Source organism: Saccharopolyspora gloriosae, from assembly GCF_022828475.1.
Classification (GTDB): Bacteria; Actinomycetota; Actinomycetes; order Mycobacteriales; family Pseudonocardiaceae; genus Saccharopolyspora_C; species Saccharopolyspora_C gloriosae_A.
This window is the reverse complement of record NZ_CP059557.1, coordinates 4,993,391-5,019,557: the sequence shown is the minus strand read 5'-3', so window position 1 is coordinate 5,019,557 and position 26,167 is coordinate 4,993,391. Positions and strand designations below refer to the sequence as shown.

Genomic DNA, 26,167 nt, shown 5'->3' with positions numbered 1-26,167 from the left:
CAGCGGTACGGCGAGAAAACGCGGTCACACCGGCGAAAGGGCCGCGAGGAAGCCGCTGCGTGACCCGCTGCGCAGGTCATCCTCCGGCGTCCGGTGGTGGGTCGAACGCGGCTCCGGAGGCGGCTTGATGTAATGGGCGCATGAGTGCTGCGCTGCGGGTCGGGCTGGTCGGGTACGGCATCGCCGGGGCGGTGTTCCACGCGCCGCTGGTCGCGTCGAACCCCGGACTGGAATTGTCCACAGTGGTCACGAGGAATCCGGAGCGGCGCAAGGAGATCGCGGCCGCGTACCCGGGTGCCGCGGTGGTCGACGACGTGCCCGCGATGCTGGAGCGCGGCGGCCTCGACCTCGTCGTGGTGGCCAGCCCCAACCGCCTGCACGTCGAGCACACAACCGAGGTGCTGCGCGCCGGGCTGCCGGTCGTGGTGGACAAGCCGTTCGCCCCCACCTCCGCCGCGGCGCGGGACCTCGTCGCCGAGGCCGAGCGCCGGGAGCTGCCGCTGACCGTGTTCCAGAACCGCCGCTGGGACAACGACTTCCGCACCCTCCAGGGCCTCATCGACGCGGGGGAGCTCGGGCGGGTGCACCGCTTCGAGTCCCGGTTCGAACGCTGGGTGCCGCGCCCGAAGGCGGGCTGGCGCGAATCCGGCGGCCCGGAAGAGGCCGGCGGCGTGCTCTACGATCTGGGCAGCCACCTCATCGACCAGGCGCTCGCGCTGTTCGGCCCGGTCGCGTCCGTCTACGCCGAAGTGGACGTGCGCAGGCCGGGCAGCGAGGTCGACGACGACTCGTTCCTGGCGTTGACCCACGTCAACGGGGTCCGCTCGCACCTGTGGGTCGGCAAGTTCGCCGCGCAGCACGGCCCCCGGCTGCGGGTGCTCGGCGACCGCGCCGGCTACACGAAGTTCGGGCTGGACCCGCAGGAGGCCGCGTTGCGCGCCGGTGAGCGCCCCGGCCAGGGCTGGGGCATCGAGGCCGAAGAGCTGCACGGCCTGCTCGGCACCGTCGAGGACTCCCGGCCGGTGCGCACCGAGCCGGGCGCCTACCCCGCGTTCTACGACCAGCTGGTCACCGCCCTGCGCGAAGGCTCGGCGCTCCCCGTGGATCCGGCGGACGCCATCGCAGGCCTGGAGATCATCGAAGCGGCCCGCCACTCGGCCGCGAAGGGCGAGATCGTGCGGCTGAGCTGACGGATCACCGCTGCCGGGTTGCCGCGGCGCCGTCCGGGGAACGCTGCGGGGTGACGGACACCGCAGCGTTCCCCGGAGGTTCCCCGGATGGGCAATCCGACTTTGCAGGCTCCCGAACATCTCGACGCTCGCGAGCTGCACCGCGTCGACACCTGGTGGCGGGCCGCGAACTACCTCTCCGCCGGACAGATCTACCTGATGGGCAACCCGCTGCTGCGGGAACCGCTGCGGCCCGAACACGTCAAGCCCCGGCTGCTCGGCCACTGGGGCACCACTCCCGGACTGACGTTCCTGTACGCCCACCTGAACCGGGCGATCCGGGACCGCGACCTGGACATGATCTACGTGACGGGACCGGGACACGGCGGGCCGGGCGTGGTCGCCGCCGCCTGGCTGGAGGGCACCTACAGCGAGATCTACCCGGATGTGGCCCAGGACGAAGCAGGACTGCAGCGCCTGGTCACGCAGTTCTCGTTCCCCGGTGGCATCCCGAGCCACGCCGCCCCGGAAACACCGGGATCCATCAACGAGGGCGGTGAGCTGGGTTATTCGCTGGCGCACGCGTTCGGCGCGGCCTTCGACAACCCGGACCTGACCGTGGCGTGCGTGATCGGCGACGGTGAGGCCGAGACGGGGCCGCTGGCGGCGAGCTGGCATTCGAACAAGTTCCTCGACCCGGCGCGGGACGGCGCGGTGCTGCCGATCCTGCACCTCAACGGCTACAAGATCGCCAGCCCGACCGTGCTCGCCCGCATCCCCGAAGACGAGCTGGTGAGCCTGCTGCGCGGCTACGGCTACGAACCGCACCTGGTCTCCGGCTCCGACCCGGCGACGATGCACCAGCTGTTCGCCGCCACCCTCGACGGCTGCCTCGACGAGATCGACCGCATCCGGGACCGAGCCCGCCGAGGCGGCACCGAACGCCCCCGCTGGCCGATGATCGTGCTGCGCACCCCGAAGGGCTGGACCGGACCCGACGTCGTCGACGGGCAGCAGGTCGAAGGCACCTGGCGCGCGCACCAGATCCCGCTCGGCGACCCGCGCGGCGATCCGGACCACCTGCGGATGCTGGAGGACTGGCTGCGCAGCTACGGACCGGCGGAGCTGTTCGAGTCCGACGGCGCCCCGGTGCGTGAGATCCGGGAGCACAATCCGCACGGGAACCGCCGGATGAGCGCGAACCCGCACACCAACGGCGGCCTGCTGCTGCGCGGCCTGCGATTGCCGGACTTCCAGGAGTACGGCCTCCCGGTGCCCGAGCCGGGGAACACGACCGGTGAGGCGACCCAAGTCCTCGGCGCGTTCCTGCGCGACGCGATGCGGCTAAACGAATCCGCCGCGAACTTCCGGGTGTTCGCCCCGGACGAGAACAACTCGAATCGGCTCGGCGCCGTGCTGGACGCGACTTCGCGGGCGTGGATGGGGGAGTCCGAGCCCGGTGACGAATCGCTGGCACCGGACGGGCGGGTCATGGAAGTGCTCTCCGAGCACACCTGCCAGGGTTGGCTGGAGGGCTACCTGCTCACCGGCAGGCACGGCTTCTTCTCCTGCTACGAGGCGTTCGCGCATCTCGTGGACTCGATGCTGAACCAGCACGCGAAGTGGCTGAAGGTGAGCACCGGGCTCGCGTGGCGGCAGCCGATCGCGTCGCTGAACTACCTGCTCACCTCGCACGTGTGGCGCCAGGACCACAACGGCTTCTCCCACCAGGACCCCGGGTTCATCGACCACGTGATGAACAAGAAGGCTGAGATCGTGCGCGTGTACCTGCCGCCGGACGCGAACACGCTGCTGTCGGTGGCCGACCACTGCCTGCGCAGCCGCGACTACATCAACGTGATCGTCGCGGGCAAGCAGCCCGCCGCGCAGTACCTGGACATGGACGACGCGGTGGTGCACTGCACCAAGGGCATCGGGATCTGGGACTGGGCGAGCAACGACCGGGACGGCGAACCGGACGTGGTGCTGGCCTGCGCCGGGGACGTGCCGACGATGGAGACTTTGGCCGCCGTGGACTGGCTGCGGCAACGGCTCCCGCAGCTGCGCATCCGAGTGGTCAACGTGGTGGACCTGATGCGGTTGCAGGACCCGCGCGAACACTCGCACGGACTGTCCGATGTGGAGTTCGATGCGCTTTTTACCTCGGACAAGCCGGTGATCTTCGACTACCACGGCTACCCGTGGCTGATCCACCGGCTGACGTATCGGCGGCACAACCACGACAACATCCACGTGCGCGGCTACAAGGAGGAAGGCACCACCACGACCCCGTTCGACATGTGCGTGCTCAACGAGATCGACCGCTTCCACCTCGCCATCGACGTGATCGATCGGGTGCCGGGCCTGGGCGAGAACGCGGTGTACGCGCGCGAGGAACTCACCGGCAAGCTCATCGAACACCGGCGCTACGTCACCACTCACGGCGAGGACATGCCGGAAATCCGCGATTGGAAGTGGTCCTAAGGGCCGTTGGGCCTGCGCAGCGGAACCTCAGCGGCTGCGCCGCTGACGACACGACGACCACAAGATCACTCCGAAAGGACTCCTGAGCATGCGGGTGCTGACGGTGAACGCGGGATCGAGCAGCCTCAAACTCCGGCTGCTGGACGACGACGAGCAGGTGGCCTCACACGACGTGCAGCGGTGGCGCGGTGAGGTGGAGCCGATCCGGGACTTCTTCCACGAGCACGGCGCGCAGGCGGTCGGGCATCGCGTGGTGCACGGCGGGCCGAAGGTGCTGGGGCCTGCCGTGCTCGACGAGCCGCTGCTGCGCTACCTCACGAGCCTGACCGACCTGGCGCCGCTGCACCAGGCACGTGCGCTGGACGGGCTCCGCGCGACCTCGCAGTGCGCGCCGGACACCCCGGCGGTGGTCTGCGTGGACACCGCGTTCCACACGACGTTGCCGGAGGCCGCCGGCACCTATGCGCTGCCGAAGGAGTGGAACCGGCACTGGTCGTTGCGCCGCTACGGTTTCCATGGCCTCTCGCACGGCTACGCGTCGCGGCGCGGCGCCGAGCTCGCCGGAGTGGCGGGCGGACGGGTGTTGAGCTGCCACTTGGGCGCGGGAGCCTCGCTGGCGGCGGTGCGCGACGGACGCTGCGTGGACACCACGATGGGGTTCACCCCCGACGAGGGCCTGGTGATGGCGACCCGCAGCGGGTCGATCGATCCGGGTCTGCTGGGCTGGCTGGTGACCAGCGGCAAGGTCGAGCCGGACGAGTTGTTCACGACGTTGCAGAAGCGCTCCGGACTGGCCGGGCTGACCGGCGGTTCGGGCGATCTGCGCGACGTGCTCGCCGCCCGCGCCGATTGCGACCTCGACGCCGAACTCGCCTACGACGTGTACGCGCACAGCCTGCTGCGCCACGCCGGGGCGATGGTGGCGGCGATGGGCGGGCTGGACCTGCTGGTGTTCACCGGCGGAGTCGGCGAGCACCAGCCGCCGCTGCGCGCCGACCTCGCCGGGAACCTCGGGTTCCTGGGCGTCGAGGTGGATCCCGACCGCAACACCGCGACCGGTTCGGACGCCGACATCAGCTCGGATTCCGCCGCGGTGCGCACCGTCGTCGTCGAGTCCCGGGAGGACGTGGAGATCGCCCGGCAGACCCGGGAAGTGCTCACGCGGCCAGCACGGTGAGCTCGGCCTGCGCCGCGCCCGCCGAGGGATGCCGCGCCCGCAGCCGGACCCGTCCGGCGCCGGTGCGGGCGCTGCGCAGCCACACCGCGCCGACGCCGCCGGTCTCCGCCAGCGGAAACCGGTGCGGGCCGACGAGTTCGGCGGGGCCGTCGAGCTCCAGCGTGACGTCGCCCGCCGTGTACGGGCGGTCGGCGCCGTGGCGGTCGACCACCCTGATCTCGACTCGGGTCGCATCGCCACCGCCGGCGGCGAGCACCCGATCGTCGGGCCGCAGCGCCAGCACGTCAGCCGCTCAATCCGCCGAGAACGATCGGCTCAGCACCAGCACGTCGTCGAGGTAGCCGTCCACCCGCAATTCCGGAATCCCCCGCACCGAACCGAAATCGGCGAAGAACGGCGGGTAGGGCAGGTTCGGGTACCGGTCGCGCGCCGCGGTGAGCGTGCCGAACGGCTCGCCGCCGACGAACAGCTCCAATCGGTCCACATTGGACCAGATGGCGGCCTCGCCGAGTTCCCGCACGGGACTCGGCCCGGTGAGGTCCCAGTGGAACGACGGCTCGATCACCGGACGGCGACGCGGACTCACCTGCGCCCGGTACATCGCCGCACCCGGCTTCGGCACCCGGAACAGGTCGATCACACCGGGCAACTTCACGCCCCGATCGATGTTGCCGTGCCCCGAGGGGTAGTCGAAACCCGCCCAGCCCAGCACTCCCGCGTAAGCCGGATCGCCGCCCGCGAGGTCGTGCACCCGCGCGTGCGCCAGCGCCTGCCCCTGCTGCACGGCCTGCGGATCGGTGCGCCGGTAGAACTTCGCCGGGCCGGACAGCGTGCCGACGGCCTCACTGATCAGGTACGGGAGGTCCCGGCGAGGCGGCTCCGGTTCCGGCTGCGGCAGGCCGTCCGGGCCGGTGCTCACCGAATAGTCGTTGTAGCCGAACACGTCGTGCTGGAAATCGGTGGTGTCGTGATCGGCGCCGAGGATCGCGCCGGTCGTCGGCCGCGAGTCGTCCAGCGACTTCACCAGCCGCTCCGTCCGGGTGTAGAACTCCGCGTCGCCGGGAGTCTCGTTGAGCCGCGCCGCCCACAGCACCACCGAGGGGTGGTTGCGGTCCCGCACGATCATGTCGTGCACGTCGCGGTACGCGCGCTCCAGCCAGCGCCCGGAACCGAGGTGCTGCCAGCCAGGCGGTTCGTCCCACACCAGCAGGCCCAGCTCGTCGCAGGCGTCCAGGAACGCCTCGTGCGGCGGGTAGTGCGAGGTGCGGACCATCGTGCAGTTCAACTCGCCGCGCAGGATCTCCGCGTCCCGGCGCTGCACCCGTGCCGGCATCGCCGCACCGGCGAACGGGAACAGCTGATGCCGGTTCACCCCGAACAGCCGGAGCCGTTCGCCGTTGAGCCGGAACCCGTCGCGATCGAACCGGACCTCGCGGAACCCGGTGCGCACCCGCCTTTCGTGCACCACCTGCCCGGCTCGGCGCAACGTCACCACCACGTCGTAGAGGTGCGGCGAATCCGGCTGCCACAGGCGGACTTCGCCGAGCCCGCCGATCGCCAACTCCACGGTGTTGCGCCCGGGGCCGAGGCTCACCGCCCGGTCGGCGGCGGCGACGAGCCGGTCCCCGTACCGCAGCTGCGCGAGCAGCTCCAGCGCACCACCGTCGACGAGGTCGAGTTCGCACCGCACCAGCAGCGCCCGGCGGGAGTCGTCGAGCACCCGCACCGGCTTCGCGAACACGTCCCGCACGTGATCCGCGGGCCGCGCGACCAGCGACACCTCCCGGTACAACCCGGCCGGCTGCCAGAAGTCCACCACGTCGCTCGGGCGTGCCGAGTTCGGCGGCACGTCCGCGTCGAACCGGCCGTCGACGACCACGTCCAGCCGGTTGCGGTCCGCCAGCAGCCCGGTGACCTCCCGTTCGAACGGCAGATAGCCACCGGCGTGCGGCTCCAGCGGACGGCCGTTGAGCACCGGCCGCGTCGTGGTGAGCACGCCCGCGAAGCGCAGGAAGTACCGCACACCGGGATCGCCCGCCCCGGCGAACCGCTTCCGGTACAGCCAGTCGCGTTCCCAGCTCGCCGGATCCCAATCCCGCCACGGCAACTCCGCCACGACGTGCGGAACGACCGCGGTGCCGAGCCGCCCGTCGGGCACCGCCTCCGGGGGCGTTCCCGGACTCAGCGGGCCGAACGACCAGGCGCCCTCCAGTGCGTTCACTCGTGGAGCCGTCATCGGGGTTCCGACCTCCGTGCGCAGCGCGGGCTTCGCCGCTCACCATGCGAGCACGGTCGTGAACATCCCGGCTAGAGGCCGTCCGAGGATTCCCGCCTGGTGGTCAGCCCCGCCTCGTCGGTGCGCCCGCCGGATCGTCGTACCGCTGCACGGCGGTGGCCCCCAGTTCCGGCCGGGTGCCCGGCCGCGGCCCCCGCGTCGGGCGGGATCGCGGTGCGCTCGCGGTGATGTGCCGCCACTGCAACACCAGCACGGCGATGCCGAGCAGCAGCGCCGCGAACGCCGCCCATCCCGCCGGAACGTTGCCGGTCGCCCACCACAGCGTCCCCGCGAGCCCCAGCGCGGCGCCGCAGAGCAGGGTGAGCGCGTGGAAGAGCAGATGCACCGCGTAGCTCTTCACCGGTACCTCCCAGCTCGACGTGCTTGTCAGGGCGATCACTGGGTGCACGCACTCCACGGGACATCCGTTGCCCCGGACCGTGGACCGTCACGACAACGGGTGGCTGCGATGACTACGGATCGCGACCAGGTCGCGGTGCGCGCACAGTCACCCGATAGTAGCCCCGATAAAGGTCGAATTGCCTGATCAAGGACGTTCGCCACGTTGGTGAGATCGCCTGGCCGAGGGCTCCAGCCAAACCACGATCACGCTGAATTCCTTCGATCGGATTGCGCCCCGTCAGGTGTCCGGCACCGGTCGAGGTCCCGCCCTACGGTGAATTCCGGCGAGGTGCTCGTCGGACCGGCTCACCACGGTCGGTTCGGCGGGAATCGATGCCGCGCACGGTTTCTCTCGGGGGTGAGGTCGGTGCTGAACACGTTGGCGATCTTCGTTCTGATGGCTTCGCTGGGCATCGGAACGATCATTGGCTCGTTGATCGCCCTGTGCTGGTTCGAGAGACGCATGCTCGGGAGGAGCCCCTCCCGAGCCCGGCCCGGCACCACTGCACCGAACCGGAACCGCCCGAGCCGCAGGGCGTTGAACCGCTGATCGCCGAGCAGCGGACCGCTGAGCCGCTGCCTGCCGAAGAGCAGACCGCCGAGCCGCAGGCCGTCGAGTCGCAGGCCGTCGAGTCGCAGGCCGTCGAGTCAAAGATCGCCCTCGCCGACTCGCAGACCGGCGAGCCCGCCGTCGAGCCGATCACCGCGCCGAGAGCGGGCACCGAACCCCGCGTTCCCGTGCTGTCGGCCGACCTCGCCGATCAGTCGGGCGTGCTGAAGTCCGCGAAGTCGAACCCGGGCGAGACCACGCAGGTCACCAGCGATTCCACCGTCGCCGAGGCGACCGCTCGCTGCCACGTCCCGGCGGGCACCAGGACCTGAGGGTCCTGCCCGGCTCCCGCACCGAGCACGTGGTTGCGCGGCTGCTCCGAGGGCACGTCCCCGTCGCCGCCCAGCGACAGGGTCAGCGGCCCGCCGCGATGCCACAACCACAGCTCCGCCGAGCCGACCGCGTGCCACGCCGAGGTGTGCCCGGCGGCCAGCAGGTAGTAGATCGCCGTCGCCGTGGGCCGCGAGCCGCGGCCGTCCGGGGTGACCTTGATGTCGCTGGTCCACGTGCGCCGGTACCAGCCGCCCTCCGGGTGCGGCAGCAGATTGAGCTCCTCCGCGGTGCGGCTGCGGGTCTCCAACGCCGTGAACCGGCCCTGCGCGTCCCGGCGCGCGTAGTGCAGGCCGATCACCGCGGAGCGCTCCAGCGCCCCGTAGACGTGCGGGAACAGCACGTCGGCGGCGACGCCCGCCGGGGGCACCGGGTCGGCGGCCTCCCAGCGCACCGGGGCCGACAACCGTTGCGGATCGAGTTCCAGCGCCACCAGCTGCTCGGTCGCGTCCCCGTACAGCGAGTTGGCCACCGCGAGCGTCGTGTCCACGTCCGGTGAGCAGTGCACGAATCCATCGGTGCCCAGCGACGGGGCCTCGATGAGGTCCGATGCGGCGTGGAACGAGCTCATCGGCAGCAGGTGCAGGAGTCTGGATCGAGTCACATCGCGCAGTCTGCCCCGGCGAACCACGTGTTGTCAGGTCCGCGCCCGGGGCAGAAAGGGGCTTTTGCGAGGTTTCGTCGGACCGTTGGCCACGGCTGATCGATTTATGATCGTCTCGGCCGAACGCTGAAGGAGGAGTGCATGCGCATCGCCGTGCTCGATGACTACCAGGGTGTCGCGCGGGAGTACGCGGACTGGGATTCGCTGGCGGCCGAGGTCGAAGTGTTCAACGACACCGTCACCGATCACGACGAGCTGGTGCGACGGCTCGAATCGTTCGACGTGATCGCGGCGATGCGGGAACGAACCCCGTTCCCGCGCGGCCTGCTCGCCGCGTTGCCGAAGCTGAAGCTGCTGGTCACCACCGGCATGCGGAACGCGGCGATCGACCTGGACGCCGCCGCCGACCTCGGCATCACGGTCTGCGGGACCGGAAACGGATCGGCCCCGCACCAGGCGTGGGGGCCGACGGCCGAGCTCACCTGGGGTTTGATCTTCGCCGTCACCCGGGACATCCCGCTGCAGGACAAGTCGATCCGCGAGGGCGGCTGGCAGCGCGGTGTCGGGTTCGAACTGGCGGGGCGGACGCTGGGCGTACTCGGGCTCGGCAGGCTCGGCAGTCAGGTCGCGAAGGTCGCAAGGACCTTCGGCATGGACGTCGTCGCGTGGAGCGAGAACCTCACCGAGGAGGCCGCGTCCGCCGCGGGAGCGCGCCGGGTGAGCAAGCAGGACCTGTTCCGCGAAGCCGATGTGCTCACCATCCACACGGTGCTCAGCAAGCGCACCCGAGGCCTGGTCGGCGCGGCGGAGCTGGAGCTGATGCGGCCCACGGCGTACCTGGTGAACACCTCCCGCGGGCCGATCGTGGACGAGGCCGCGCTGCGCGAGGCGCTGCACGCGGGGCGGATCGCCGGTGCCGGCATCGACGTCTACGCGCAGGAGCCGCTGCCCGCCGACGACCCGTGGCGCGGCACGCCGCGCACCGTGCTCACCCCGCACATCGGGTACGTCACGAAGGGCACCTACGAGGCGTTCTACGCGGAGACCGTCGAGGACGTCCGCGCCTACTTGGACGGTGCGCCGATCCGGGTGATCGTCGGCTGAGCTCGACGCGAGCGGTGGTCCGGCCTCGCCGATGGCCGGGCGCGGTGACGCGCCCGGCCGCCAAGCGGATCAGATCTCGTCGGCGATCTTGCGGATCTTCTCGATGAGCGTGGTGCGCTCCTCGAAGCTGCCCGCGAGGGGAGTGACGTTCATCGTGGTCACGCCGGACTCCTTGAACGCCGCGAGCCGCTCCCGCACGTGGCCCTCGGAGCCGATGAGGGTGCTCTTGGCGACGAGGTCGTCGGGCACCTTCGCCGCGGCCTCGTCCTTCTTGCCCGCCAGGTAGAGGTCCTGGATCTCCGCGGCCTCCGCTTCGTAGCCGTAGCGGCAGGCGAGGTCGTTGTAGAAGTTCTTGCCCTTCGCACCCATGCCGCCGATGTAGAGGGCGAGCATCGGGCGCATCGAGTCGACGAGGGCGTCGACGTCGTCACCGATGGCCAGCGGGGCCTGGCCGACGACGTCGAGCTCGCCCAGTTCGGGGTTGCGCTTGGCCTTGCCCGCGGCCAGCGATTCGCCCCAGACCTCGCCGGCCTTCTCCGGCACGTAGAAGATCGGCTCCCAGGCGTCACCGATCTCGGCGACCATGGCGACGTTCTTCGGGCCGATGGCCGCGATCATGATCGGGATGTTGGGGCGCACCGGGTGGTTGATGAGCTTGAGCGGTTTGCCCAGGCCCGTGCCCTGACCTTCGGGCAGCGGAATCTGGTAGTTCTTGCCCTCGTGCTGGACGCGTTCGCGGCGCCACACCTGGCGGCAGATGTCGACCAGTTCTCGGGTCCGGCCCAGCGGCGCGTTGTAGGGCACGCCGTGGAACCCTTCGATGACCTGCGGCCCGGAGGCGCCGATGCCCAGGGTGAAGCGGCCGTTGGAGACGAAGTCCAGTCCCGCGGCGGTCATGGCGGTGAGGGTGGGCGTACGGGTGTAGATCTGCAGAATTCCGGAGGCGACCTCGAGCCGCTCGGTGCGGGCGGCGATGAAGCCCATCTGGCTGACCGCGTCGAACGAGTAGGCTTCGGCTACGTAGACGATGTCCAGCCCGGCCTTCTCGTAGGTCGCCAGTTCGTCCACGGTTTCTTTGAAGCCCCCGCTGTAGTTCAGCGGCATCCCGATGCGCATGGTGGTCCTCTCCGTCGCTGGCGAGCGAGCGGCCGCGCCCATCGCGTACCAGCCGCGTCGCCGGGTCACCCCGATGTTACCGCCGGGTAGCACGGTCTCGGGACCCCCTTTTTTTAACACCGCTCGTGTGACACCGGTAGTGCTAAGTAGAGGAGTGACATCAATTACGGATCAAGAAAATCCGAACGGGCGATGAACAAACCCTGTGCGTACGGCATGATTCGGACATGTCGATGGTTCTGGATTGCTGCTCCCAGGTGTTCGCCGTACGGCGCGACGGCCCGTCAGGACTACACGTGAGGGTGGTATGAGGCTCGGACTTCTGGACATCGGTTCCACTGCGGCACGCCTGGAACTGGTCGACCTCGACCGCGGGCGCCTGCCGCGCGCCACCTGGAGCCACAAGGCGCGCACCCGCCTCGCCGAGCACACCCGTGCCGATGGCTCGGTGACCGAAGAGGGCATGGCGCGGGCCGTGCGCGCCGTCGAGGACTGCGTGCGCGCCGTCGGAACGGAACTGCGCGGGCCGCTGGTGGCCTTCGGGACCGCCGCCGTGCGCGACGCCAAGAACGGCGCCGAACTCCGGGAGCGCCTCACCATCGCGGCGGGCACCCGCATCGGATCGATGACCCCGCACGCCGAAGCCGCGCTCTGCTTCCACGCCGCCCGCCGCTGGCACGGCAAGAACGGCACGCCGCTGACCACCGTGGACATCGGCGGCGGTACCGCCGAAGTCGCCACCGGATCGGGGCAGACCCCGGACCAGGTGGTGTCGCTGCCGATGGGCGCGGCCCGGCTCACCCGCGAATACCTGCCCACCGACCCGCCGCCGCCCGACCAGGTCGAGGCGCTGCGCGCGGCGGTGGAGCGGCTCGCCCCGCCCGCGCTGGCGCGGATCGCCGAACGGGACCTCGGCCACACCGTCGCGCAGTCGAAGGTGCTGCGGCAGCTGGCCGTGCTCGCCGCGAGCTCCGAGAAGCGCCTGGTGCGGCACCCCGACAACCTGGCGCGGGAGAACCTGAAGCGGTGGATTCCCCAGCTCGCCGCGCTCGGCCAAGCCGAACGGGCCAAGCTGCCCGGCGTGTCCCGCAGCAGAGCCCGGCGCATCCTGGCCGGAGCGGTCGCCGCCGACGCGCTGCTGCGCGCCATCGGCGTGGACGAGCTGGACCTGTGCCCGTGGGGGCTGCGCGAAGGACTCGTGTTCCGCTTCGTGGACGCCTACGAACAGGCCGAGCGGCGTGCCCGCGCCGACGCGATCCGCGACCTGACGGACGAGATATTCGCCTGATCAGGCGTTTCTTGTGGTCTCGCGGCGGGCCGGAACCGGCTCGCGCCGGAACGGTACGGTTCGCCGTCTAGATCAACGGCGAACTCGGGAGGGGCATCTCGTGACGGTATTGCTGCACATCCTGATCACCGCGGTCGCCGTGTGGGCGACCACGCTGCTGCCCGGCATCCAGCTCGGCGACGCGAACACCGACACCGGGACGAAGATCGTCACCCTGCTGGTGGTCGCGATCGTGGTCGGCGTGGTCAACGCGGTCCTGAAGCCGATCGCGAAGACCTTCGGCTGCCTGCTGTACCTGCTCACGCTCGGGCTGTTCGGGCTCGTGGTGAACGCGCTGCTGTTCTGGCTCTCCGGGTACGTCGCCGGGGAGCTGAACCTGCCGTTCCACGTGGACGGGTTCTGGGCGGCGTTCTGGGGCGCGTTGATCGTCACCATCGTCAGCAGTGCGCTGCACGGGGTGGTGCGCCGGATCGCCATCAACTCTGCTGAGAAGCGGGAGCGTGAGTATCGCGAATACCGTGACTACCGGGATCGCGGGTACTACTGAGTTCCACGGCTCGTTTTTCTTGGGTGGTCGGGTAGCGGAACCTCAGTGGCCTTCTCGCTGCGGGATCTTTTTCCCTGGTGGCTCCGCCACGAGGGAAAAAGCCGTCCTCGCGAGAAGGCCACTGAGAACCCGCCGGTGGTCACCTTCTCGACGTGGGTTATGCGCTGACGCGCATACAAGCACGGCCTTCGGCCGTACGGATTCGGCTATCGCCGCAGGGGCGGCTTCGTTGGAAAGCATGGGTGCTGCCGCTGATGAACCGATGTGCTTCGCGCCGGCGGGCGGTGTGGTCGTTTTCAGCTGAGGTGGGTGGTCACTCGTTCGGCGATGTCGGTGCCGATGCGCAGTGAGGCTGTTGCGGCCGGGGACGGGGCATTGAGGACGTGGATCCAGCGTTCGTCCTCGTGCACCAGGAAGTCGTCTACGAGGGTGCCGTCCGGGCGCACTGCCTGTGCTCGGACGCCCGCTGCGGCGGGCACCAGGTCGGCGCCGCGCAGCTGCGGCAGCAGTTCGCGTGCGGCTCGGACGAACAGCGGTTTCGCGGCGGAGCGCGCGATCTCCGCCGCGCCGGTGCGCCAGTAGCGCTTCGCCAGTGAACGCAGTCCGGGGTCGCCGAGCAGTCGCCGCAGGTGCGAGGCGGACCAGGTTCGCCAGTCGTAGCCTTCGCGGGCCAGCGCCGGGACCGCGTTCGGACCCACGTGCAGTCCGCCGTCGATCATGCGCGTGAAGTGCACGCCGAGGAACGGGAACGCCGGATCGGGCACCGGATACACCAGGGCGCGCACCAGGTCGTGGCGGGCCGGAGTCGTCTCGTAGTACTCGCCGCGGAACGGCAGGATCCGCGCGGCGGGCCGGGTCCCGGCGAGTTCGGCCACGGTGTCGCTGTGCAGTCCCGCGCAGTTCACCGCCAGCCGGGTGCGGATCTCGCCGGTCGTGGTGGTGAGCACCAGCCGATCCCCGTCCCGCCGAGCGGCGAGCAGCTCGGTGCCCCGCAGCACCCGCACGTCCTGCTCGGCCAGCCGTTCGGCGAGCACTCGGCACACTTCGCCGAAATCCGTGATGCCCGCATCCGGCACCAGCAGTGCCCGCAAGCCGCGAACCCGAGGTTCCCGCTCGGCGATCCCCGAATCGTCCAGTTCGGACAGTCGAACGCCGTTGGCCGCGCCGCGCCGGGCGAGTTCGGCCAGTCGTGGCAGCTGCTCGGGCCGGGTCGCCACGACGAGCTTCCCGATGCGCCGGACGGGGACGCCGTGCTCCTCGCAGAACCGGTACATCTCCTCCGCTCCGGCCCGCGCGAACCGGGCCTTCGCGCTGCCCGGCGGGTAATAGAGTCCACTGTGGAGGACTCCGGAGTTGTGACCGGTCTGGTGCGCCCCCACCGAGGTTTCCTTCTCCAGGACCGTGATCCGCCTGCCGGTGCCCGCTCGCAGCAGCGCGTGCGCCGTCGCCAAGCCCACGATGCCGCCGCCGATGATCGTCACGTCGTCTTCGGCCATGCCGGTCATCCTGCCCGTCCCGGCCCACCCGTTCCAGCGCCGACGGTAGGGTTCGCTGCGGTCCACGGGCGCGGGGAGGGAGAGCCGTGGTGCAGCTGCTCCTGCTGTCGAGTTCGCGAGTGCACGGGTCGCCCGGTTTCCTGGGGCACGCGCTGCCCGCGATCACGGAACTGATGGCAGGCCGGGAACGCATGCTGTTCGTGCCCTACGCCCGCCGCGACTTCGACGACTACGCGCGCACCGTGCATTCGGTGCTGAGCTCCATCGGCATCAAGGTCGACGGACTGCACCGCGCCGCCGACCCGGTGCGCGCCATCGCGGCGGCCGAGGCCGTGTTCCTCGGTGGCGGCAACACGTTCCGCCTGCTCGCGACGCTGCAACGCCAGGGGCTCATCCGGGAGCTGCGGCGCGCGGTGCTCGCCGGAGTTCCCTACCTGGGTTCCAGCGCGGGCACCAACGTGGCCTGCCCGAGCCTGCGGACCAGCAACGACATGCCGATCGTGCAGCCAGCCTCGTTCGCCGCGCTCGGATTGGTGCCCTTCCAGATCAACCCGCACTACCAGCCGCCCGACCCGGCGAGCACGCACCGCGGCGAGACCCGCGACGAACGCCTCACCGAGTTCCTGGAGCACAACGACGTCCCCGTCCTCGGGCTCCGCGAGGGCGCTTGGCTGCGGGTCCGCGACCAGCGCGCCGAGCTGGGCGGCACTCAGCAGACCCGCATGTTCACCCGCCGTGGACCGGCGCACGACCTCGCCCCGGGCACCGATCTCTCCGGCCTGCTGCGCACCACACCCCGCTACGACCTCTGCTGAACCACCTGATCGGCCCTGGAGCCGTTCCGACCCCGGCGACTTAAAAGCCCTTTCAGAATGGCCTGCGTAGCTGGTCGCTCAGCGGAACCTCAGCGGCTTCCTCGCTGCGGGATCGATTTCTCATGTATGTCCATACACCACGAAATCGCTGTCCTCGCGAGGAAGCCGCTGAGAACCCGCCGGTGGTCATCTTGCTCGAGCTGGTCACTGCTCAGCGGCTCCGCCGCTGACAGGACAACGATCACAAGATCATTCTGAAAGGACCCCATACTGCGAGCAGTGTCTCTGCACCAGATGTGGGGCGACGCGGACCGAAATGGTCCGGGGCCTCGGGCTCGGTTGAGCCCACGGTGGAAGGGGCAGGGTCATGGCCGACGAGGAGAACAGGCCCAAGCGCAAGAAGTTCGCTGAGCGGTTTGCAGTTCGCGTGGTGACGAGCGTGCTCATCAACCTCGTGTTCCGTTTGCTGTTCAACGAGACCTGATCAGCAGGTACTTGCCACCCAACGGGGCGGCCCCGCACACAGGTGCGAGGTCGCCCCGTCCCCTTCTCAACGGGCCATCACGTGACACGGTCGCCACGTGATGGCCCGTGTTCGTCAGGTGCGGACTGACACCGTCGCGTCGATCTCGACCAGCGCGCCCTGCGGCAGGATCGGCGCGGGCAGGGCGGTCCGGGCGTGCCGACCGGCGTCGCCGAGCACGTCGATCAACAGCTGCGAGGCCCCGTCGACCACTTCCGGCTGGTCGATCGCGTGCGGGGTGCTCGTCACCCAGGCGTTGAGCTTGAGCACCCGCACGACGTTCTCCAAACCGACCGCGTCGTCGACGCGCGCCAGCAGGTTCAGCGCGCAGACCCTCGCGGCGGTCACGCCGGCGCGCACGTCCGCGTCGTCGCCCAGGCGGCCGCCGAGGACCTCCCCCGCGGGTGTGCGGGAGATCTGGCCGGAGACGTGCAGCAGCTCCCCGGACAGCACGGCGGGCTCGTAGGCGTACTTCGGCGGGCCGAGCACCGGCAGTTCCAGGGACAGTTCGGCGAGTCGCCTGCGGATGTCGGACATGGCGGCGCTCACCACTGGCTCACGATGTAGGTGCGGTCCCGGCCGACGTACCAGAGGTCTTCGGTGCCGATGGCGACGTTGTCGTAGCGCCACGGGATCTCCGCGGCACCGAACGAACCGACCTGCAGGACGTGCTCGTAGCCGGGGCGCAGCTCGTTCGCGAACGACTCCTGCTTGCCCATCAGGTGCCCGACGTTGCGCTTGCGGTACTCGGTGTTGAAGTCGACTTCGGTGCCTAGCACGCCGATCTGGCGCATCCGGTCGAGGTGCGGCGCCAAGTACTTCAGCGTTCCCTCGTGCACGTCCTGGCACACCACGCCTGGCCGCAGCTGTCCGATGATGCCGTCCCGCACGACGTCGAAGAAGAACGCGTACGCCTCCTTCGCCCCCTCGGTGCGGGGCAGCGAGCGGGCCATGTCGGAGGTGGCGACGGTGACGCCGCCCGCCACGACCCGCACGCCCGCGTCGAGCTGGATGCAGGTGGTGTCCCGGTTGATCGGGAAGTCCACCGGCGGTCCGGGGAACAACATCCGGTTCGACGAGTGCAGGTTCGTGAAGTACGGCTCGACGCCGAACGGGATGTCGTTCTCGTCCCGGAACTCGACGATCTTGTCGAGGTAGACGGCGTAGATGTCGAGTTCGGTGAACTCCCGGCCGTCCTCGATGCCCCGCTCCGCCCACGCCAGCGCGGCCTCGATCGCGAACACGCTGGTCCGGGAGGCGATGATCTGGAAGGCGAGGTCTTCGCGGTCCCGGACGTCGCGCCAGTGCCCGAGGGCCGCGGAGATGCCGATGAGCTCACCGCCCGCCTGCTCCAGCTCCTGGGCGAAGCCGATCCCGATGAACTCCTCCTCGACCCCGATGCGCCCGCCCGGGCTCAGCTCGGTGACGGCGGCCCCGAACGAGGCGTGGCGGCCGATCGGGGTGCCGGGCAGCCCGGACGTGCCCTCCGGTGCGAGCACGACGAGGCGTTCGGCGCCGGGCAGCCACACCGCGACCGCGTTCTCGGGCCGGCCCTGCCCGGTGACCTCGGTGTGGTTGGGGGTGGCGGCCAGCAGCACCGCGTCCAGACCGTGCTCGCGGGCCAGCGCGGTGAGCGCCGTGAACCGGGTGTCCTCGCCGTCGGGGAGTTCCGCGGCGAGCCCGTCGAGGTGCTCGACACCGTCGATGAGCCTGCGCGCGACCTGCGCCCCTCCGGCCCGCCACTCGGCGAACCGGGCCAGCACGGCGGTGGTGTCGACCTCGTGCGCGACCACCGGCGTCGGGGGCTGCGCATCAACGGTCACCTCCAGCGCGCCCGATGCGGCGAACGCCCGATGGTGGGCCAGCACGACGTTCGCGGCGAGGTGCACTCGGCCGTCGTCGGCGAGCTCCGCGACGAGCTCGGTCAGCGATCCCGCCACCGGGATGCCGGCGACGACCCGCGGATCGATCGTCACCCACGGGGCGTAGAAGCGGATCTGCTCCTTCGGCACGCCCGCCGAGAGCGCGTTGCCCTGCTCCTGCTGGCGGACCAGCAAGGTGCGTTCACCACCGCGCTCCGCGATCAACGGGCTGACGAGCGGATGGGAGTCGAGCCGGATCGCGGAGAACAGCAAGCTGCGCCGGGCATCGAGCCCGTAGTGCTGCTTGACCAGTGCGTCGTCCGCGGTGAGGTGCAACATGTGTTCCTCCGGGGTCGTGAGCGGGTCAGCTGATGCCGGTGGTGACGCCGATGTGCGACTCGATCTCGGTCGCGTACTCGGAGAAGACAGGGGAGAACCGGTGCTCCTTGCCGCGCGGCCGCGGCAGGTCGATCTCGACGTCGGCGACGATGCGGCCGGGTTTGCCCCCGACCACAACGACCCGGTCGGCCAGCCACACCGCCTCGGGGATGCTGTGCGTGACGAACAGGACGCTGCACCCGGTGGTGCGCCAGATCCGCTGGATCTCGAAGTTCATCGAGTCCCGGGTCATCGCGTCGAGCGCGCCGAACGGTTCGTCCATCAGCAGCAGCTCCGGGCGCGACACCAGGGCGCGGCAGATGGCGACGCGCTGCTGCATGCCGCCGCTGAGCTCGTAGGAGTACCGCGTGGCCCGGTCGCCCAGGCCCACCATTTCCAGCAGCTCCCGGGCGTAGCGCTCGGCGGCGGCGTCGCGGGTGCCGCGGAATTCCAGCGGCAGCAGCACGTTGTCGAGGTTGTTGCGCCACGGCAGCAGCACCGGGCTCTGGAACACCATCGCGATGTCCTCGAGCCCTTCCTTGATCGGGCGCCCCTTCACCAGGATCTCGCCTTCCGTGGGGTCCTGGAGGCCGGAGATCGTCTTGAGCAGGGTCGTCTTCCCGCTGCCGGACTGACCGACGATGGAGACGAACTCCCCGGGGCGCACGCGGAAGTCCATCCCCCGCAGGACGGTGTTGTGCTGCCCGTCGCGCGACCGGAAGGTCTTGCCGACGTCGTTCACCGAAATCGCGTACTCGTGGCTCATCTGGCTCTCCCGTCCGGGCATCACGGCGTGATCTGTTCACCGCGGTGCAGCGGTTCGAGGTAGTCGTTGCTGTAGACGTCGGCAGGGGTGAGGTGCACGTCGGGGCTCATCCCGAGGAAGCGGTGCGCGACGTCGATCATTTCCTGGGCGCCCGCGTCGTCCATGACGCCGAAGGTGTCCGCGTCGGGGCCGGTGCCCCAGTTCAGCTCGCACTGCGCGTTGATCGCCAGGACCACCGTGCGGTCCTCGTATCCGCTGACCTCCTCGCCGAAGTCCCGCGCCGCCTGCTCCGGGTGCTCGCACGCCCACAGGAAGCCCCGCTGCATCGCCCGGTTGAACCGCCGCACCTGGTCCGGGTTCGTCCGCAGCTTCTCCTCGGAGGCCACGATCCCGTTGCCGTACAGGTCGATCCCCAGGTCGGACCACTTCAGGACGGTGGCCTCCCGGCCCAGCGCGTCGATCGTCGGCTGGTCGGAGACGTGGAGGGCGAGGTTCGCGTCCCACTGGCCGGCGACCAGGCCGGGCATCTTCGCGGCACCGGTCGCGTGCACGACGTTCACGTCGTCGACGGACAAGCCCAGCTTGCTCAACGCGTACGGCCACATCGCGGTCATCGCGCCGGTGGCTTCGGTGGCGACGGTCCTGCCCTTGAGGTCGGACCAGTCGTCGATGCCGGTACCGGCCAGCGCGACGACCGCGTAGGCGGAACGCGCCTGCACCAGGTTGACCTGCTTGACGTCGGCACCCCGGCCCTGGTTCAGCACGGACGAGCCGTAATCGGCCCACCCGAAGTCGACCTTGCCGGTGTCCACCGCGGTGACCGTGTTGGCGGACCCGGATCCCGGCATGACCTCCAGGTCGATGCCCTCGGCGCGGAAGAAGCCGCGTTCGACGGCCGAGACGAACGGCGCGTGCTTCGGCAGCCAGCTGACGTCGAGCATCAGCGACATCCGTTCCCGCCCGGTGTCGGCGCCGCACGACACCAGTGCCAGCAAGGTGAGGATCGCGCCCAGCGCGAGAACGGTCCGGCGGATCGACCGGCGCGCACCCGCCGCCGTCATTTCGCGTGCTGCTTCCACGGGACGAGCTTGCGCCCGGCGAGGTCGACCAGGAAGAACAGCACCAGCGCGATCGACGCGAGCACGACGAACGCCGCGAACATCGACGGCAGGTCGATCTGGCTGTTCGCCAGCATGATCACGTAGCCGAGTCCCTTCGACCCGGCGATGAACTCACCCACGACCGCACCGCCGACGGCGAGCGAGATGGAGATCTTCGCGCCGGACAGGATCGACGGGATCGCGTGGATGAACTCGATCTTCGTCATCTTCTTCCACTGCGAGGCCTTGTTGATCCGGGCCAGTTCCTGCAGCTCGTGCGGCACCGACCGGAGCCCGTCGTAGGTGTTGATCACGAGCGGGAAGAAGGCGATGGCCATCGCCACGAACGCCTTCGACTCGAAACCGAAGCCGAACCAGACGATGAACAGTGGCGCCAGCGCGACCTTCGGAACCGTGTCGATCGCGATCAGCGCCGGATACAGGAAGCTCCGGACCGTCGTCGAGTAGTGCAGCGCCGCCCCGCACAGCACGCCCAGCGCGGTACCGAGCGCGAACCCGGCCAACGCCTCCTGCAACGTGATGAACGTGTTCTCCGCGAAGTAGCCGGGGCGTTCGGCCAGCTCGACGAACGCGGAGATCGGGCCGACCATCAGGTATTCCGGCGGGTCGAACACCCGCACGGCGATCTCCCACACCGCGAACAGCCCGATGATTCCCACGACGGCCTTGAGCGCGGCGATCACGGACTCCCGGTCCGGTCCGCGGCGGCGCGGTGGCGAGACGTCGGTAACCGGTGCGCCTCTCCCGGGTTCGAGGCCGGGAGCGGCCACGTCCGGGGATCGGTGGTCGGCGACCGGCGGACTCTCCGGTCCGGCGGCCCTCGATGGCGGGGTTGGAGTCATGCGTTCCTCACATCGTTGGAAGGTGCGCGAACGAACGGCGCTCGGCGGCGGGTCGGCGATGCGGCCGGGCGATCGGCGTTGATGCCCGGCCGCGCCTGCCGCGGCTCAGGGCACGAGGGAGCGCGACACCGCGATCACCTCGGACAGCAGTGCACGTTCCTGCTCGTCCAAGTCCGTCAGCGGCGGCCGGACCGGCCCCGCCGAATGCCCGGTCAGCTCCAGCCCGGCCTTGACGATGCTGACCGCGTAGCCCGGACTGCGATCCCGGATCGCGGTGTAGGGCATGACCACCTCGTTGAGCAGTCGCCGCACGGTCGCCCGATCGCCCGCCCGCACCGCCGCGTAGAAGGCCAGCGCGAATTCGGGCAGGAAGTTGAAGATCGCCGAGCTGTACGTGGTGACGCCGAGTTCGAGATAGGGCAGCGCGAAGGTCTCCGCGGTGGGCAGCCCGCCGATGTAGACCAGGCGGTCACCGAGCCGTGAGTGGATCCGGGTGATGGCCTCAAGATCCCCGACGCCGTCCTTGAACCCGACCAGGTTCGGGCAGCTCTCGGCGAGCTCGGCCACGGCGTCCTGCGAGTAGATGGCGTTGGCCCTGTTGTAGATCACCACGCCGAGCGAGGTCGCCGCGCACACCGCGCGCACGTGCGCGACGAGCCCGGCCGTGGACGCCTCGGTCAGGTAGGGCGGGAACAGCAGCAACCCGTCCGCTCCGGCTGCCTCGGCGTCCTCGGCGAAGGCGACGGCTTGCGCGGTGCCCTGCCCGGCCGGGGCGATGACCGGGGTGCTCGCGGGCGCGCTCTCGACGGCGGCGCGCACGACCCGGCCCACCTCACTCGGAGTCAACGAGAAGAACTCACCGGTGCCACCGGCCGCGAACAGACCGGCCACGTCGTACTTGGCGAGCCGGGCGATGTTGTCCCGGTAGGCGGCCTCGTCGAACGCGAGATCGGGGGTGAAGTGGGTGACCGGGAAGGACAGCAACCTGGAACCGAGGCGTTGAGCGAGCTCGAGGGGAGCGGCGGCGGGCATGTGCGTTCCTCCGACTGGTAACGGAATGCGATTGGACTCGAGACTAGGAAGCCGCGACCGATCCCGTCCAAGACTTGTTTCGCATTCTGTGATGCCCAACTTGAATCGGTTTCCCCTCGGGATGCGCCCACACCGCGCCGCTGGCCGCCCAACCGTCCGAGTGCTGACCGGTGGGCGCGGCCGAAGTGGCACAGTTGATCGATCCCCGAACCCGACCAAGAGGCACACCATGAGCGAACCCGCCGTCCTGATCGTCGGTGCCGGCGCGACGGGACTCCCCGTCGGCTACCACCTCCGCCTGGCCGGTGCGGAGCTCACCTTCCTGGTCCGGCCGGGCCGGAAGCCCGCGGTCGAATTCCCGCAGCGGCTCTACTGCTACGACGACGCCTCGCTGCGCACCCTCGACGGCTACGACGTGGTCGAGGACGCCGCGGAACTGGCGGGCCGGAGCTTCAACTTCGTCCTGATCACGCTCGACGGTCACACCGCCCGCACCGAGCAGGGCACCGCGATGCTGCGCGGCCTCGGAGACGCCATCCGGGACTCGGACGCGATCGTCATCATGTGCGGTTTCGGAGTCGGAGTCCGCGAACACCACTTGCGGGAACTGGGGATCGCGGACGATCGGTTGCTGCACGGCTTCCTCGGCATGCTCAGCCACCAGTCCTCGGCGGAGCTGCCGGTGCACCCACCGACGGATCCGGCCCGCATCGCGGAGTCCACCGCCTGCTACCGCCACTCCCCGGGAAAGCTCGGTTTCCGCCTCGAATCGGGAAACCCCGCCGCCGCGAAGCGGTTCGCCGAGCTCTACAACAGCTCGGGCGAATCCCGCTGCACCCTGATGAGCCGGCCCATGGACGACATCTTCTCCAAGGTCGCCTTCCCGGTTTACGGGGCCTGCGAATTGATGGGCTGGGCCGATTTCGCCACCGTCGCGAAGAACAAGGAACTCTGGCGCCTAGCCTGCGACGCGCAACGCGAGATCTTGACGCTGCCGCAGCACGGCTGGGGGGCAGGCTGATGGCCGCGTTCATGGGACCGCGCGTCACCGAACAGGTGCACCGGAAATCCGAACGCGACATGTTGCCGCTGGACTACCAGGCCTTCAACCGCGTCCACCACGGCGGCAAAGTCCGCACGCAGGACGTCGAATCGATGCGCCACTGCCTCGTCGAGGGCAGGCGACAGGGCCGCCGCATGACGGCACTCGAATCCCTGCTGGCCCGGTTGGACGCGCACGAAAAAGCAGGCGATCACTGACCTCTGGGCAGCCGCGACGGAAGGTGTGCAAGTGCGACGAGACCCGCGACCGGCTGATCGTCACGCCCGTACCTACGGACAACGATTCTGGTCCGCCATAGCCCTGATCGCGATCAGCCTGTTCTCACTCACCCAAGACATCGCCGCATGGACGACGGCATTGTGCTGGGCCGGCGCAGCAGTGGGAGCAACAGCGGCCGTCCACTTCGCCTGGCGCCACATCCACTCACGCCACGACCGGCAGTAAGCGCCTCCGGCCCAACTCGGTATCGCGACCTCGAAACCAGCCGAGCCAGGAGCGTTCGATCAGTCGAACTCGCGAGGTCCACCAGCCTGGGCAGGACAGCGCCGCGCCATCCAGGCCCGAACGCATCGGGACGATCTCGATCGCTGTGTTCGTCGACGCCCGCCGACGACAGTCCGGCGTGCGCTGACCGATCTGATGACCCGGGAAGCGCGGGCGCCGAACTGAACTAAGACGACGAGGGAGCCTTGACGCCGAGATCCCACACCGACGGCGAACACGCCCAGCCCGCCGACCCTGCCTCTCGTTTTTCCCGCAGAGCTCGACGGTCAAGCCACACCCGGACCGACCTCGACAAGCATCCGCATTCCGGTGGAAGCGTTACGGCTCAAGGAAATGGGACGCTCGCGGGCGTCTGTGCCGATCAGCGGCGAGCTGGACAAGACGGCTCGGGTATCCGCTGTGGCCTTCACTTTGGACACTGACTCCGAGGATGTACCGGAGCTGGACCGCAGCACCGCTGATGAGGCCGCAGGGCTCATCCGGCCTCGCTTTGTCCGGCGAGCCCGAGAAAGGAGCATCCGAGGCCGGTTAGGCACCGTGGGGCGAAATTCAGGGCTATCACCGTGCACAAAAACGGATATGGCCCTCGACCATGCTGGTCAAGGGCCATATCCGGAGTGTGGGCGATACTGGGATCGAACCAGTGACCTCTTCGGTGTGAACGAAGCGCTCTCCCCCTGAGCTAATCGCCCGGTGCCGCCGTTCCCGGCGACATGGAGAACTCTACAACACCGTTTTCAGTCACCGAACAGGGGGAGGCCAACCACGGCCAGCGCACTCCGAGCCAGTTGCCGATTGTGGCGTACATGCCGAGCAACCACAGCGTCACGACCACGATGATGCCGGTCAGGGCGGCGATGCCGAGCTTGACCGTCCAGTGCTGCCTGCCGAGCCAGCTGACCCAGCGGTGGTAGTGCCGCCTGGTGAACATGTTGACGCGGTGCGCCCAGTGGAACTCGGTGGCGAGGATGCCGAGGCCGGCGAACACGATGAGCCAGCCGGGGCCGGGGTACGGGATCGCGATGATTCCGAGGATGAGGATGAGGGTTCCGAAGCCTCCGAGTGCCACCCGGTAGGTCATGTTCAGCGTGGGGTTGCGCCGGATGCGTTCACGGCGGGCGCGCACTGCTCGCCGGAGCTTGTGCAACCGGCGGCGGGGCCGCGGGGCATCGTCGTCCGAGGCCATGTCGATCTTCTCCGGTCCCGGTTCGGCTGTCCTGCTCAGAGTCCACCTGCCACGTGCTGTCGTTCGGGGTGCTGCTGTCCTGCGGCGTCGTGATCAGCGTGCCCGCCGGCCCGTGCTCGCTAGTGAGGTGCGGCACCTTGTTACGGGGCAAAGGATACGGCCCTGCTCGGGACCGGCTCGGCGGAGCACGTGCGAAGAAGGGTTGCAACGTCCGACAAAATGTGACGTGCGTCATGAGTCGGTTTTTCACAGTTGTGGCGCCGAGATCGAGCGTGACCTTTCGAGCCTGGTCACACTGTGGCACCGCTCTCCTCGACCGGGTGGCGGCCAGGCGTGTGCGGTTGCGCGTCCGGATGTCCGGGTTAGTCCGTCTCGGCGAATGCTCGTGGCGAGTGTCTCAGCTCTGTCCGTTGAAACCCATATGGACGCAGGTCTATCGCCTATCCTCGAGTGGTGTCCGGCGGTGGCAGGGGGCGAGCTCGTTGGCGCTGTCGGAGACGCTGTGGGGATGGCTCGGTCTCGCTTCTGCCGGCGCCGAACGCCAGCTTCGAAGAGTCGGGCCGATGTCGGTCGGGGGTGCGATGTGACCACTCTGCGCAGTTTTCCGATCGCGTTACGAAGTTCAGTATGCCCCGACCGGGTGATGTAGAGCCTGGTGGCGAGCATATGACCCCGCATAGGCGTCACAACTGTGTTGCTCGGTCGATAAGCGGACCGGGAGGGAGTTAGGAAGGCGAGGACGATGCGAAACGATCACGTGACACTCCGTTCGACGGCGGTGTTCGATCTGCTGGCTCCGCAGACACCGGCGGTGCCCGTCCAGGTCGAACTGCGCTACGACACCCGCGACCCGTACGCCGTGGTCGCCGCGTTCCGCACCGGCCGTGCCGGTTGGGTCGAGTGGGTGTTCGCCCGCGACCTGCTCGCGGACGGCCTGATCGCGCACGCCGGCGAGGGGGATGTGAGCATCCGGCCCGCGGTCGACGATCCCGAGGTCGTCGCGATCGAGCTCAGCTCGCCTTCCGGCCACGCGGTGTTCGAGGCCTCGGCGCAAGAGCTGGCGGACTTCCTGGACCGCACGTACGACGTCGTGGTGCCGGGCAACGAGAACCTGTGGGTCAACGTGGACGACGCGCTGACTCGGCTGCTTCCGCACGACCTGTCCTGACGCGCCGCTCTCACCAGGGCGGCCGGGCTCGGCATGGGCCGCGCGGCCGACGATCGCCCCCCCTTTGATCGTCGAGTTCGGCGTGGTTTAAAGTTCTCTGTGCAACGCAGCGGTGACTCCGGAGCCGAGCCGGAGCAATCACCGCAGTGCAGGCGGATGTAGCGCAGCTGGTAGCGCATCACCTTGCCAAGGTGAGGGTCGCGGGTTCGAGTCCCGTCATCCGCTCTGGGAAACCAATCGGGTCGATCTCGGGTTTCCGGGTATCGGCACCCGGTGGCTTGAGTGTTCGGTCCAGAGATTGCCCA

At 69.5% G+C, this 26,167-nt stretch carries 23 protein-coding genes and 2 tRNA genes; 11 read left to right on the top strand and 14 right to left on the bottom strand.

What is annotated here, in order from left to right; translation table 11 throughout:
• The first annotated feature begins 140 nt into the window (after positions 1–140).
• From H2Q94_RS21835 to H2Q94_RS21825, 3 genes are all read left to right on the top strand, one after another.
• On the top strand, positions 141–1,190 hold the full coding sequence (locus H2Q94_RS21835; RefSeq protein ID WP_243789056.1) for a Gfo/Idh/MocA family oxidoreductase: 1,050 nt from the start codon (positions 141–143) through the stop codon (positions 1,188–1,190).
• 87 nt (positions 1,191–1,277) lie between these two features.
• Positions 1,278–3,653, top strand: a complete 2,376-nt coding sequence (locus H2Q94_RS21830) for a phosphoketolase family protein (protein ID WP_243789055.1) — start codon at positions 1,278–1,280, stop codon at positions 3,651–3,653.
• 88 nt (positions 3,654–3,741) lie between these two features.
• The gene (locus tag H2Q94_RS21825) at positions 3,742–4,830 is read left to right on the top strand and encodes an acetate/propionate family kinase (RefSeq protein ID WP_243789054.1); all 1,089 of its coding nucleotides are present in this window, start codon (positions 3,742–3,744) and stop codon (positions 4,828–4,830) included.
• On the opposite strand, the gene H2Q94_RS21820 is transcribed toward H2Q94_RS21825, so the two are convergent.
• The 4 genes from H2Q94_RS21820 to H2Q94_RS21805 all read right to left on the bottom strand — a co-directional run bounded on the left by H2Q94_RS21820 (position 4,811) and on the right by H2Q94_RS21805 (position 9,051).
• Positions 4,811–5,113 carry a hypothetical protein gene (locus H2Q94_RS21820; protein ID WP_243789053.1) on the bottom strand — a complete coding sequence of 101 codons (303 nt, stop codon included), beginning with the start codon at positions 5,111–5,113 and terminating at the stop codon, positions 4,811–4,813. The two genes, H2Q94_RS21825 and H2Q94_RS21820, sit on opposite strands and share 20 nt — an antisense overlap.
• A 9-nt stretch (positions 5,114–5,122) precedes the next feature.
• Entirely contained in the window at positions 5,123–7,066 is a 1,944-nt protein-coding gene (locus tag H2Q94_RS21815; protein WP_243789052.1) for a glycoside hydrolase family 2 protein, read from the bottom strand.
• 103 nt (positions 7,067–7,169) lie between these two features.
• Positions 7,170–7,505, bottom strand: coding sequence for a hypothetical protein (locus H2Q94_RS21810; protein WP_243789051.1), 336 nt, complete (start codon positions 7,503–7,505; stop codon positions 7,170–7,172).
• A gap of 763 nt (positions 7,506–8,268) precedes the next feature.
• Positions 8,269–9,051, bottom strand: coding sequence for a cupin domain-containing protein (locus H2Q94_RS21805; RefSeq protein WP_243789050.1), 783 nt, complete (start codon positions 9,049–9,051; stop codon positions 8,269–8,271).
• Positions 9,052–9,192: 141 nt separating this feature from the next.
• Here H2Q94_RS21805 and H2Q94_RS21800 point away from each other — a divergent pair, with 141 nt between their 5' ends.
• Complete coding sequence (locus H2Q94_RS21800; protein WP_243789049.1) at positions 9,193–10,155, top strand: D-2-hydroxyacid dehydrogenase family protein; 963 nt, start codon at positions 9,193–9,195, stop codon at positions 10,153–10,155.
• Between the two features lie 69 nt (positions 10,156–10,224).
• Here the strand turns inward: H2Q94_RS21800 and H2Q94_RS21795 are convergent, their stop codons facing one another.
• Positions 10,225–11,271, bottom strand: coding sequence for an LLM class F420-dependent oxidoreductase (locus H2Q94_RS21795; protein WP_243789048.1), 1,047 nt, complete (start codon positions 11,269–11,271; stop codon positions 10,225–10,227).
• A 307-nt stretch (positions 11,272–11,578) separates the two neighbouring features.
• Between H2Q94_RS21795 and H2Q94_RS21790 the strand changes: the two genes are divergently transcribed.
• Both H2Q94_RS21790 and H2Q94_RS21785 read left to right on the top strand, forming a co-directional pair.
• The gene (locus H2Q94_RS21790; protein WP_243789047.1) at positions 11,579–12,559 is read left to right on the top strand and encodes a Ppx/GppA phosphatase family protein; all 981 of its coding nucleotides are present in this window, start codon (positions 11,579–11,581) and stop codon (positions 12,557–12,559) included.
• A 100-nt stretch (positions 12,560–12,659) separates the two neighbouring features.
• Positions 12,660–13,106: a phage holin family protein gene (locus tag H2Q94_RS21785; protein WP_243789046.1), complete on the top strand. Its 447-nt coding sequence runs from the start codon at positions 12,660–12,662 to the stop codon at positions 13,104–13,106.
• Positions 13,107–13,402: 296 nt separating this feature from the next.
• Here the strand turns inward: H2Q94_RS21785 and lhgO are convergent, their stop codons facing one another.
• Entirely contained in the window at positions 13,403–14,602 is a 1,200-nt protein-coding gene (gene lhgO / locus H2Q94_RS21780; protein WP_309501056.1) for an L-2-hydroxyglutarate oxidase, read from the bottom strand.
• Positions 14,603–14,688: 86 nt separating this feature from the next.
• On the opposite strand from lhgO, the gene pepE reads away from it, so the two are divergent.
• Positions 14,689–15,417, top strand: coding sequence for a dipeptidase PepE (pepE, locus tag H2Q94_RS21775; RefSeq protein ID WP_309501055.1), 729 nt, complete (start codon positions 14,689–14,691; stop codon positions 15,415–15,417).
• A 598-nt stretch (positions 15,418–16,015) separates the two neighbouring features.
• On the opposite strand, the gene H2Q94_RS21770 is transcribed toward pepE, so the two are convergent.
• From H2Q94_RS21770 to kdgD, 6 genes are all read right to left on the bottom strand, one after another.
• Entirely contained in the window at positions 16,016–16,492 is a 477-nt protein-coding gene (locus H2Q94_RS21770; protein ID WP_243789044.1) for a RidA family protein, read from the bottom strand.
• On the bottom strand, positions 16,486–18,141 hold the full coding sequence (locus H2Q94_RS21765; RefSeq protein ID WP_243789043.1) for a M24 family metallopeptidase: 1,656 nt from the start codon (positions 18,139–18,141) through the stop codon (positions 16,486–16,488). Before H2Q94_RS21765 ends, H2Q94_RS21770 begins: the two co-directional genes overlap by 7 nt.
• A 25-nt stretch (positions 18,142–18,166) precedes the next feature.
• Positions 18,167–18,946 carry an ABC transporter ATP-binding protein gene (locus H2Q94_RS21760; protein WP_243789042.1) on the bottom strand — a complete coding sequence of 260 codons (780 nt, stop codon included), beginning with the start codon at positions 18,944–18,946 and terminating at the stop codon, positions 18,167–18,169.
• A gap of 20 nt (positions 18,947–18,966) precedes the next feature.
• Positions 18,967–20,025 carry an ABC transporter substrate-binding protein gene (locus H2Q94_RS21755; RefSeq protein WP_243789041.1) on the bottom strand — a complete coding sequence of 353 codons (1,059 nt, stop codon included), beginning with the start codon at positions 20,023–20,025 and terminating at the stop codon, positions 18,967–18,969.
• On the bottom strand, positions 20,004–20,909 hold the full coding sequence (locus tag H2Q94_RS21750) for an ABC transporter permease (protein ID WP_243789040.1): 906 nt from the start codon (positions 20,907–20,909) through the stop codon (positions 20,004–20,006). The genes H2Q94_RS21755 and H2Q94_RS21750 overlap by 22 nt, the downstream gene beginning before the upstream one ends.
• Positions 20,910–21,014: 105 nt before the next feature.
• Positions 21,015–21,941 carry a 5-dehydro-4-deoxyglucarate dehydratase gene (gene kdgD / locus H2Q94_RS21745; RefSeq protein WP_243789039.1) on the bottom strand — a complete coding sequence of 309 codons (927 nt, stop codon included), beginning with the start codon at positions 21,939–21,941 and terminating at the stop codon, positions 21,015–21,017.
• A gap of 229 nt (positions 21,942–22,170) precedes the next feature.
• Between kdgD and H2Q94_RS21740 the strand changes: the two genes are divergently transcribed.
• Both H2Q94_RS21740 and H2Q94_RS21735 read left to right on the top strand, forming a co-directional pair.
• On the top strand, positions 22,171–22,962 hold the full coding sequence (locus H2Q94_RS21740; RefSeq protein ID WP_243789038.1) for a ketopantoate reductase family protein: 792 nt from the start codon (positions 22,171–22,173) through the stop codon (positions 22,960–22,962).
• A complete protein-coding gene (locus H2Q94_RS21735; protein WP_243789037.1) occupies positions 22,962–23,201 on the top strand; it encodes a hypothetical protein in 240 nt (79 codons plus the stop codon). The genes H2Q94_RS21740 and H2Q94_RS21735 overlap by 1 nt, the downstream gene beginning before the upstream one ends.
• A gap of 927 nt (positions 23,202–24,128) precedes the next feature.
• Here the strand turns inward: H2Q94_RS21735 and H2Q94_RS21730 are convergent.
• Positions 24,129–24,200, bottom strand: a tRNA-Val gene (locus H2Q94_RS21730).
• Positions 24,191–24,694, bottom strand: a complete 504-nt coding sequence (locus H2Q94_RS21725) for a TIGR02611 family protein (protein ID WP_243789036.1) — start codon at positions 24,692–24,694, stop codon at positions 24,191–24,193. The genes H2Q94_RS21730 and H2Q94_RS21725 overlap by 10 nt, the downstream gene beginning before the upstream one ends.
• Before the next feature lie 742 nt (positions 24,695–25,436).
• On the opposite strand from H2Q94_RS21725, the gene H2Q94_RS21720 reads away from it, so the two are divergent.
• Together H2Q94_RS21720 and H2Q94_RS21715 are read left to right on the top strand one after the other, a co-directional pair.
• A complete protein-coding gene (locus H2Q94_RS21720) occupies positions 25,437–25,862 on the top strand; it encodes an SsgA family sporulation/cell division regulator (RefSeq protein WP_184478055.1) in 426 nt (141 codons plus the stop codon).
• Between the two features lie 152 nt (positions 25,863–26,014).
• A tRNA-Gly gene (locus H2Q94_RS21715) sits at positions 26,015–26,087 on the top strand.
• The last annotated feature ends 80 nt before the right edge of the window (positions 26,088–26,167 follow it).